Raw genomic sequence first — 10,000 nt, forward strand, 5'->3', positions numbered from 1 at the left:
AAAACTGATATTTTTCAAGTGTTCCGACAAGAATGAGGCTTTTTACTTGCAAGAAGTATGATTTTGTGGTAAAGAAAACCTCCCGAGTCTTCCCACCGCCTCTCCCCTCCACCCAAAATCAGGGTGGGGCGTAAGTTTCACAGAGGATTTGTAGTAATTCCGACAGATTTACCTTCAGATCCAAGTATTTGTGGGTAAGGTTATGATAGGGAGTAACACTTTAGTTTGAAAAATTCAGGCGAAACGCTTTTTATAAAAACGTTTCAGCTCGCGAATGATTCGCCCAAACTTTCTTATATCGAATTCACGTTAGTATAGTTTCTTTTGTTTGCTTTTTTGTCTCCGCAAACTGCATTCTAAATCCGCAGTGCAATAACTCCTCCGTTTCTGTCCTCTGTCTAGAACGAGCGAAGCGAAGTTCGTCAGTCTTCTGAATGCGCTTTAGATTTCTACTTTGTCGGAAAGATCAAGCCGGTAACTAAAGAGTCTCGCTTCTATTGGTACTCGACGGGTTCTGATTTCGATGCGGGAATAAAAAATTCCGGATTTTATCCAGGTTGAATGATAAACCGAATCGGATTTCCTTTTCTTTCGTCCAAGTCTTCCAGGCATTGATTCAATTCCTCTAATGTATGATGGGAAGTGATCGAATGAGAAAGATTGATTTTTCCTTTAAGGTATAATTCGATCAGTTCGGGAATTGCCCTGCGGTCGGAACCGTACGAACCCAAGACTGAAATCATTCTCTCGATTAAAATAAAAGGAATCTGAAACTTCAAAGGTTGTCTTCCGATTCCCACGAAAACGATTCTGCCTCCGGGATTCATAGCGCGTAGAGATTCTTCAATGTTGGACATATATCCCGAAAAATCCGCAAGTAGATCCACTCCCTTTGTAATTTCTTTGAGAGTTTTTCCCGGGTTTCGAATTTCTTTCAAATTGATGATTTCATCGGCTCCGTACTTAGTCGCATTTTCCAATGGTCCTCTTTCCACGTCTAAAGCGATTACTTTTCCGTCGGTCATAGCTCTTGCAATCGCGACCGCATGGATTCCAAGGCCGCCGCAACCGAATATGGCAACCGTATCACCGTTTTGAATATTTCCTCTGTATCGAATCGCGTGATACGGTGTGGAAACCGCGTCTGCAAGAATTGCTCCTTGATCGAACGGAATCGTATCCGGAAGAGAATACAAATAACGTTCTTCCACGATATTATATTCCGCAAAACCTCCATCTCGATCAAAACCGAAAACTCCTACGTCTTTACATAAGTTTTCGTATCCCGCTTTGCAGTAAGAACAAACTCCGCAGGAGGTTCCGGCAGCGATTACGACACGATCTCCTTTTTGAAAACGACTTACATTTTCACCTACTTCTTCGATTATTCCCGACGATTCGTGGCCGGGAATTCTTGGAAAATGTTTACATTTGAGAGTACCGTGGATCACGAGATGGACATCGGATCCGCAGATTCCGCAGGCTTTGATTTTTACTTTTACTTGTCCGGGTTTGAGTTTTGGAACTGGAACTTCTCTGATGTCTAAGATTTTTTTACCGGATTCTAAAATTGCGGCTTTCATATTTTGTTCTCCTTTAATGAAACGCGATGTAAAAAAACGTAAATTTGATATAAAAAAGTTTGGGCGAATCCAGCCTTTGCAAGCAAAGTCTGGACCGCGCTCTCGCTTCGGTCAAGTTATTGTATTTTACTTTTGGAATATTCAAATTGAATAATGACAATAACTTGACCACGCTACGATCGCTTTCGCATTTGTTACGCCGAACTCACGTTAATTAAAACGGCTCGAGATCTGAAACGTTTCGTAAAAGCGTTTCGTCTGAGTTTTTCTGAACTAAAGTGTTGCTCTCATAGGTCGTAGTATAATAAACGCTTTCACATTTGTTATGTCGAGCCCACGTTAAAATAAGATCATTGATACGTCAGTCAAGTGATTTGATATATATCCATTCCTTCGGATTTTTGGAAAATCTATTCTTAAAAAACGTTTATGGGTTCGAGTTTCCTACTTGAAACCGGAAGGTCCGATTTTTTCATGGAATTAGAATCAGAGTTATTGAAAAATTAATTCTTCATCCATCTCTGTTTCATGAAAACGGTCGATTGAAGCAGTTTTGTTAATTCGAACTTTTTCAACGACACTATTGTTCTCGATGTAAAATCGGCGATTCAATCAATGGATAAAAAATCTGTCCTTTAAAAGTATAAATCCAGTATGTTATGACACAGCCGTTTTCGTTTTGCGGCAAAGTCCCTTTCGAAGGAATAATAAGGAATAAAATGGAACCAGAGGCAATCTATCGAGAGATCAAAGCTAGCCAAAACGGGCAAGATTGGCATCATAAAAACTGCTTCGGTTGTGGTCCCGATAATACAAAAGGGATCCATGCAAGTTTTCCCTTTCACGAAGAAAGCGGAGAAGTACGATTTCCGTTTAAAATAGAAAAAGCGTTCGAAGGAGCGCCTGGTTACGCTCACGGAGGAGTTTTAGCGACACTACTCGACGAAGCTCAGGGAGTTCTTTGTTTTCATCTCGGGCATTTCGTGATGACCGACCAACTTTATATGCGTTATCACAAAGCGGTTCCTCTCAACGAAAAAGTTGAAGTTCGCTGTTGGGTTACGATGGTAAGAAGAAGAAGGCTTTATACAAAAGCTACGATTCATCTTTCCAAAACAGGCGAACTTTTGCTTTCTTCCAAAGCACGTTGGTATGATATGTCGGAAAGGACGATGAGGAGAATGTTCCAAGATACCGTTTTTCCGATTGATACTCTTCTGCAAGTTTTAGAGGTAAATCAAAGACGTGGTAAGGAAATTCGAAAACGCCTCAAACTTCAAAACATAGAACCCTAAGTCTTTTTTCTCGTTTGGAAATTACGATTGGGAGAGTCATTGACGAAAAAGATTAAACCCTTTCCCAGTCCATCTTGATAACGAGAATGTAATTATCTCTGAGCGTGTAGGTAAAGATTACGACCTGTTTGTGGAGGTCCATATCATAAACAGGCTCTGTGACGGTCCACTTGGCGGAACTTTGAACTACCTTTGCCTTATGGCGAATAAAAAAAGGTCTCCATGCGTAATTATTTCCGATTTCGGCCAGGTCGGAATCCCATTCTTCTCCAGGATGAGAACGGAAATACGTAGGAGTGATCTGATAACCGAAGATATCACAGGCAAATACGGAAAGAATTTCGGACGGCAAGTTGGAGAGCATGAGATGAAGGACTAAAGGAAGATCATCCTTTCCGTTGTGACGAAGTGCTTCTAATTTCTCGCCTAAGGCGTCGATGATTTCCTGGCCTTTTTGAAATTCCTCCAGTAGTTCCATAAATCGAAGCCCCGAGAATTTTTCCAAAGCGTCTCTCAAAGTTCTGTTGAATTGTTTTTTATCCTGAAATTCGACTTGAGGCCTTGAAAAATAAAATCCTTGGAGTAGATTTGCCCCCATGGAAAGTGCGAGATGCAATTCTTCCTCGGTTTCGATTCCTTCGAACAAAAGATCGGAGCCTAGTTTTTGGGACATGTCGGCAATTGCACTCAGTACATTTTTGAAGGACCTTCGGTTTAAACTTTCCCGCATGATCTTGATATCGACCTTTATTATGTCCGGATGAATATAGCCGATTCTTTCCAAATTGGAGAATCCGACACCGAGGTCGTCGACTGCGATCTTGAATCCGTAGTCTTTGAATACGTTCACGATTGAAAGAAGTTTTTCGATGTTTCCGTCGAACTTATCTTCCGTGATTTCTAAAACGACCTCCGAAGGTGAAATGTCGTATTTTTCCATAAGATTAAGAACGTGAAGTCTTTTGAGATCTAGAACGTCTCCCGTATGAATCATAGAGAGAAAGTTAGGCATCATATTAAGAAAAAGTTTGGTTTTTATTCCCGAGTCTTTGAGATGACGGATCGCTTTTTCCCGAATCAGCCGATCGATTTGAATGAGACGAATCGTGTCTAATTCCGGGTTGTGGAACTGATAACCCAGAGAACGATATTCGTTTTTTTCGGGAAAATAAAATCTTCCTAGAACCTCGTATCCTATGATATTACAATTGGTAACTTCTAGAATGGGTTGATAATGAGGCTGATAGTAGTTCTCGCCGTAGGAAAGTAAATTGCTTTTATCCTGGCTGTATAACATGATCTTCTTTAAAAATCTATTTATTGAAATTCGTCAAATGGGTTCCGACAAGCAAAATTCTGGATAAAAAGTATCAAATTAAGTAGAAGAAAAGATTACATTCTTCTTTTTTTTTTGAAACCTCTGAAAAAACTGACAATCTTAAAGGTATTCGCATGAAAGAGGCGATTGGCCATTTGCTCAACCCTTCAACATTAGAACCCAATTTCGGTCTCTATTCAGGGACTCTTGGAATTGATAACTCCAGAGAATACAAAACTTCTTTCTTGTCTTCTTTGAAAAAAATAGACTCCGTTTTAGTCGATTTGATTACAGGAGATTTTTTTTTAGGACTTCGAATTTTTCGAGGTCCGGGGGCCTGTAAAACTCTTCTTAATCTTTGGTTTTTTGAATCCGAAAATTTTAGAGACTTCGAATGGGTTGGAAGTCCGGGGAAAGAATTTTTATCCAAAGGTATGTTTCGAAACGGATATTGGAGTTTTACGAAAGGAAATCAAAGATTCAATTTTCGCCTGGACGATATGATCCAGCAGGGTTATACCCATTGTTCCATTTTTACTTCGGATTTGAATCTGCAACTTGACGCTCTCGTAAATATCGTAGAAAAAACGAACAAACCGGTTTCTTCTTTAGGAGTTTCCGGGAAGGATTGGTTATTTCGGTTGATTTCTCCGGATCTTCAAGTGAGAGGTCAACTTGCTATCGACGATAAAACTTGGAATTTGGAGTCTTCGGAGAGATTAGCCTACAGCGTAACCACCGGTTTTGAAAGTATGTCTTTTTTACCCGAATCGCGCATCTACGGTTTTGGGTCGGGGAAAAATTCGTTTCGTTTAAACTACAATAAAAATTCCGGAATTCTTCTTTGGAGAAACGGAGTTCCGATATTCTTAGAAACCGCCGCTTTTCGGAAAGAATCCCTGTCTTACGTTCTTCACGATCCTTCCGATCAAATCGAACTTACGGTCACTCCGGTAAGAACGACCCGCGGAATAATTTCCGGTTTTTTCGGAAAAAAAATTCCTATGGAAAGAGTAGAAGGGAAGGTTTCCGGTAGAATCCGAATCGGAAACAAAAAAGAAACGATCAAAAAAGGTTTTGCGATTTTAGAAATCTGAATTTTTGCAGTATGGTAAAGAGCGTCCGCTTTCTTGTCGGTATTCTTGAATACGTAAAAGTGCAAAAGGTCTTACAGCGCGTCCCAAAAAATAACGGAACCATGATAAGGAATTCCTATGCGAAACCGCTGTTTTAGGAGATTCGAGAATTCTAAAATCTACTTTATAAAGGTTCTCTTAAGTTTTACGATTCGGACGCACGAAAAGAAGAATATCGTAATAGTTCGTTTCAAAAGCTAGAATATGTGATCTTCTTCAAAAAAGCCTACAATTCCGGATTCGGCGCGATTTTGTGAAAACTTCTATATCTTTGCAAAAATGGCCCGTTCATTTTTAGTACCGTTTTCGTATGTCCAAGTAGCAGTAATAAAAGCAAATGCAGATGAAATTATCCTGGGAATTCTTTCCGAAATGAGATTTTTTTTAGAGTATCTCAAAAATATCCTAGAATGATTGATCGGCGTTTTAAGCAAAGGTGAAGTATTTTTGAGATAGCTCCTAGTTTTCAGCGATTCCGAGCGAGTAGTGCGGTAGAATTATTTATTTTCTCGTTTTATACCGATTTTTTCCGGAAAAAGTCTTTGAGTTTTCCGTTATATAAGCATATGAATTTTTGTGATTGTATTCTTATATAGAGATCTATTCTCATCGCGTATTTTGCTGTTGTACTTTTGTTTTGTGCTCAAGTCGTACTCGACTCCAAAAAGTAAGAACACTTCAAAACCTTACTTAAGAACCGGGAGTTTTGGGAACCAAGTTCGATTTTTTTGCATCGGTTGACTTTCGTTTAGAGAAATACTATAATAGAAAAATTCAAAATTGAAAAAAACAATAGAAAAGGAGCTCGAAAAAATGAAAAGATGGATCATATACTTTGTGGCGATTTGTTTGATTCTCGCCTTTACCGATTGTAAAAAGAAGGACGATGATAGAGACAAGATGTTTCTAGAATTGTTTATAGCGGATCTTTTATATAATCCTTATGAAAAGATCACTCCTTCCGCCGGAACGATCACGGTTGCCGGAGCCAATTATTCAAATAGAGCTTATAATCCTTCCTGTTCCGGGTCGAGTGGAAATACTACGTTTTCTTTCTATAGAAAGAAGGTAAGCACATCCAATAAAAAACTACTCATCAATTTTATGGGAGGGGGAGCTTGTTGGAGCGGATACAATTGCTTCGGATCGAATACGACTACCTATTTCAATCAACTCAATACCGTTCCTGATTTGTTCGTAAAGTTCGCATTTCAAGGTGTAATGAATGCGAATAATGCTTTGAATCCGTTCAAGGACTATGATGTGGTTTTTATTCCGTATTGTACGGGAGATCTTCATTTCGGTTCCAAGGATATGACCTATACCGACCCGAATACGGGATCTCAAGTTGTTGTACAACATCGTGGATACGACAATGTCCTTGCAGCTTTGAAATACATTCAGTCGGAATATCCGGGAGTTCAGAATGTATTCGTTACCGGACAAAGTGCGGGGGGATACGGGACTTTACTGAATTATCCGATTGTTCGTGAAACTATTACGGGGTTGAACACATCCGCAAAAGTCAATATGCTTATCGATGCGTCTAACGGAGTGGTTCCAAATGGATTTTTTTCCAATCTAAGTACTCAGTGGGGGGCCGATTCGAGTCTTCCGACGTGGGTAACAGGGATCACTGCCAACTATCTCACTGTCGGTAATCCTTCCATCCAAGATTTTTTTACGAAGGTTTCTACTTACTATCTAGGTTTGGGAGATAAGACAGGACAATATACGGCCATTTTCGACGGAAACCAAAGATTTTTTTACAAGGTGATGAATATCATCAATGCGGCTCCGGCCTATTCGAATGAAAAAACGACCGATCCTTATGATTCCTCTAAAACGTATTCCGCACTATTCGGCGATACCGACGGGAGTTCGGTTCCCGATGGCACTCTCGCGTCCACGGACGGATCAAGTTGCGGTTGGGCGCAACAAGCGGTTACTTCTATGAATGGAATCTCTGGTGGGGCAGTTAATTATTCATATTATATCGCTCCAGGCGACGTACATACGATCACCACGTCGGAAGATATGTATAAATTGGATTCTGGGGGAACAGACTTTCTTGTTTGGCTCACAACTCTTTCTACAGGATCTAAGCCCGGGAACGTGAAGTGTACTACAAACGGAGGAGATTGTGTGCATTCGAATTTTACGAAGAGTAAGATCAATCTCGCCTTAGGTGCGGCCACTTCGGACCAATCGTATGCGAATAATAAAAACTTAGCAGCTACTTGCGGCTCGGTCGTAGGACTCTAAAATAAAAACCCACACTACCTTTAGGGTCGTGTGGGTTTTTAATTTTTTTGTTGATTTTAATGTGAGTTCTGTATAACAAATGCGAAAGCGATCCTTATGTAATGATTTTCTTATATCGACGACTTTGGTTTCGGCATACAGAGTCGTCGTGTAACCAAAACTTTTAGAATAAAGATCGTATTCTTTTAACTTCCTGAAATATTCCGAAGAACTCTACCGAGGATTTCAGGATCGAGCAAAAGAGCGAATACAATTCCGCACAAGGCACCCCAAAGATGAGCGTCGTGATTGATTCCGTCCGAGTGCCCGCTTTTTGAGGAAAAATACGTGTAAACTAAATATAAGACCGCGTAAATCGCTCCCGGAATCGGGATCGGTATGAACATCATGTAAAGGGATAGATTCGGGTAAAAAAGAATCGTGGCAAATAAAACGCCGCAAACACCGCCAGATGCGCCTAACGTTGCATAAAGAGGATTTTCCAGATTTTTTCTCCAAGAGATGACGCTCGTAATTAAGATCGTCCCGAGATAAAAAAGAAGAAATTTGATGGGGCCTACGGTCGTTTCTAAATTTTTTCCGAAGGAATAAAATGAAATCATGTTGAAGATCAAATGCATCCAGTCCGCATGTATAAAACCGGAAGTGATAAGAGTATAATAGTTCTTATTTCTTTTCAATCGATACGGGGTGAGAACGAACTTATCGAGTTTATCCTCGGAGGCAAAACACCAAATACTTAAACCGAAGGTGACGAGACAAATCAGTATTGTGATCAAAATAGATTCCTTTGTGTTAGTTTTCAGTCGAAGGGTCGTTTATTTGGATGGATAACATCTTATCTCTTAGGATGGCGGCTCTTTCAAAGTCGAGTTCTTTTGCGGCCTTCATCATTTCTTCTCGGAGTTTATCCTTCAAAACTTCCTTGTTCGGGAACTTCTTGGAATTAAATTTTTTCTCCACGTCTTCAAAAACCAGATCTTCCGAAGTCCTTTCTTTTTCCTCTCGTTCGATAATGTCGTTGACTTCTTTTCGGATTGTAAGAGGGGTGATTCCGAATTTGAGATTATGGTCTTCCTGAATCTTTCTTCTGCGTTTCGTTTCATCGATCGCTTTTGCCATCGAGTCCGTGATCTTGTCCGCGTAAAGGATCGCAGTTCCATTTACGTTTCTCGCGGCACGACCGACAGTCTGTATTAGAGATTTATAATTTCTTAAAAAACCTTCCTTATCCGCGTCCAAAATTGCGACTAACGAAACCTCGGGAATATCCAGACCTTCCCGTAAAAGATTGATTCCGATCAAAACGTCGTAGATACCTTTTCTCAGGTCTCGAATGATGGCGACCCGATCCAAAGTTTCTACCTCGGAATGAAGATACGCGACTTTCAGGCCGATCTCTTTGTAATAGTCGGTAAGATCTTCCGACATTTTTTTAGTCAGTGTAGTGATAAGGATGCGTTCGCCTGCATCGATTCGTTTGCGGATTTCCACAAGAAGGTCCTCGATTTGATTTTTGGTGGAACGCACTTCCACGATCGGATCCAAAAGTCCGGTTGGTCGGATGATTTGTTCCACGACTTTGGAACTTTTTTCCATTTCGTAATCTGCGGGAGTCGCGGAAACATAGAGAGTTTTTGGAGTCAAAGTTTCGAACTCTTCAAAATTGAGAGGTCTATTATCGAGCGCACTTGGAAGTCTAAAACCGAAGTCTACTAATGTTTGTTTACGTGCCTTGTCTCCCGCGAACATTCCACCGATTTGAGGAATCGTCACATGAGACTCGTCTACAATCAAAAGAAATTCTCCTTGAAAATAATCGATCAAACAAGCCGGACGTTCTCCCGCTTTTCTTCCGGTGAGATGTCTCGAATAATTTTCGATCCCATTGCAGTATCCCATCTCCTGAAGCATTTCCATATCGTAATTCGTGCGGGATATAATTCTTTCCGCTTCCAAAAGTTTGTCGTTTTTTCTAAAAAAAAGAGCTTGGGCTTCCAGTTCCGCTTTGATGTTTTCGATCGCCACCTTTACTTTCGGGCCGGAAGTGATGAAGTGTTTTGCGGGATAAATATAAGTCTTTTCTAATTTAAGAATCGTTTGTGCGGTTATCGGATTGATTCTGCTGATCGAGTCGATCTCGTCTCCGAAAAATTCGATTCGGATTCCGTCTGTGTGATACGCGGGATAAATTTCGATCGAATCCCCTCGAACTCTGAAGTTTCCTCTGGAAAAGTCTATGTCGTTTCTATTATATTGAATATGCAACAGTTTGCGGATTACCGCATCCCTTTCGATCGTGTCCCCCGTTTTTAAAGCGACCACCGAATTCGTATATTCTTCCGGAGAACCTAAACCGTAAATACAGGAAACCGAACTGACAATGACGACGTCTTCTCTTTC

Annotated in this window: 7 protein-coding genes (1 of these 7 cut by a window edge); 3 read left to right on the forward strand and 4 right to left on the reverse strand. The window is 40.5% G+C overall.

Features of this window, described 5'->3' with window-relative positions; genetic code table 11:
* Positions 1 to 548 precede the first annotated feature (548 nt).
* A complete protein-coding gene (locus CLV95_RS15770; RefSeq protein WP_002733126.1) occupies positions 549 to 1,583 on the reverse strand; it encodes a zinc-binding dehydrogenase in 1,035 nt (344 codons plus the stop codon).
* A gap of 719 nt (positions 1,584 to 2,302) precedes the next feature.
* On the opposite strand from CLV95_RS15770, the gene CLV95_RS15775 reads away from it, so the two are divergent.
* Positions 2,303 to 2,878 carry a PaaI family thioesterase gene (locus CLV95_RS15775; protein ID WP_016561391.1) on the forward strand — a complete coding sequence of 192 codons (576 nt, stop codon included), beginning with the start codon at positions 2,303 to 2,305 and terminating at the stop codon, positions 2,876 to 2,878.
* A gap of 52 nt (positions 2,879 to 2,930) precedes the next feature.
* Here the strand turns inward: CLV95_RS15775 and CLV95_RS15780 are convergent, their stop codons facing one another.
* Positions 2,931 to 4,175, reverse strand: coding sequence for an EAL domain-containing protein (locus tag CLV95_RS15780; RefSeq protein ID WP_002733155.1), 1,245 nt, complete (start codon positions 4,173 to 4,175; stop codon positions 2,931 to 2,933).
* Between the two features lie 155 nt (positions 4,176 to 4,330).
* Here CLV95_RS15780 and CLV95_RS15785 point away from each other — a divergent pair, with 155 nt between their 5' ends.
* Both CLV95_RS15785 and CLV95_RS15790 read left to right on the forward strand, forming a co-directional pair.
* On the forward strand, positions 4,331 to 5,293 hold the full coding sequence (locus tag CLV95_RS15785) for a hypothetical protein (RefSeq protein ID WP_107695018.1): 963 nt from the start codon (positions 4,331 to 4,333) through the stop codon (positions 5,291 to 5,293).
* 852 nt (positions 5,294 to 6,145) lie between these two features.
* Positions 6,146 to 7,597 carry a pectin acetylesterase-family hydrolase gene (locus tag CLV95_RS15790; protein WP_002733139.1) on the forward strand — a complete coding sequence of 484 codons (1,452 nt, stop codon included), beginning with the start codon at positions 6,146 to 6,148 and terminating at the stop codon, positions 7,595 to 7,597.
* 185 nt (positions 7,598 to 7,782) lie between these two features.
* On the opposite strand, the gene CLV95_RS15795 is transcribed toward CLV95_RS15790, so the two are convergent.
* A complete protein-coding gene (locus tag CLV95_RS15795; RefSeq protein ID WP_002722084.1) occupies positions 7,783 to 8,376 on the reverse strand; it encodes a rhomboid family intramembrane serine protease in 594 nt (197 codons plus the stop codon).
* Between the two features lie 16 nt (positions 8,377 to 8,392).
* On the reverse strand, positions 8,393 to 10,000 hold the 3' portion of the coding sequence (gene uvrB, locus CLV95_RS15800; protein ID WP_002733134.1) for an excinuclease ABC subunit UvrB. 393 nt of this gene lie beyond the right edge of the window; 1,608 of the gene's 2,001 nt are visible here — the last part of the coding sequence; its start codon lies beyond the right edge, outside the window; it ends in the stop codon at positions 8,393 to 8,395.

Origin of the sequence: Leptospira borgpetersenii serovar Javanica, from assembly GCF_003046425.1 — a bacterium.
GTDB lineage: Bacteria > Spirochaetota > Leptospiria > Leptospirales > Leptospiraceae > Leptospira > Leptospira borgpetersenii.

Bases quoted from the DNA above. Each gene is read 5' to 3' on its own strand.
- CLV95_RS15775 (WP_016561391.1), top strand. From the start codon at position 2,303: ATGGAACCAGAGGCAATCTATCGAGAGATCAAAGCTAGCCAAAACGGG.
- CLV95_RS15780 (WP_002733155.1), bottom strand. From the start codon at position 4,175: ATGTTATACAGCCAGGATAAAAGCAATTTACTTTCCTACGGCGAGAAC.
- CLV95_RS15770 (WP_002733126.1), bottom strand. From the start codon at position 1,583: ATGAAAGCCGCAATTTTAGAATCCGGTAAAAAAATCTTAGACATCAGA.
- CLV95_RS15790 (WP_002733139.1), top strand. From the start codon at position 6,146: ATGAAAAGATGGATCATATACTTTGTGGCGATTTGTTTGATTCTCGCC.
- CLV95_RS15785 (WP_107695018.1), top strand. From the start codon at position 4,331: ATGAAAGAGGCGATTGGCCATTTGCTCAACCCTTCAACATTAGAACCC.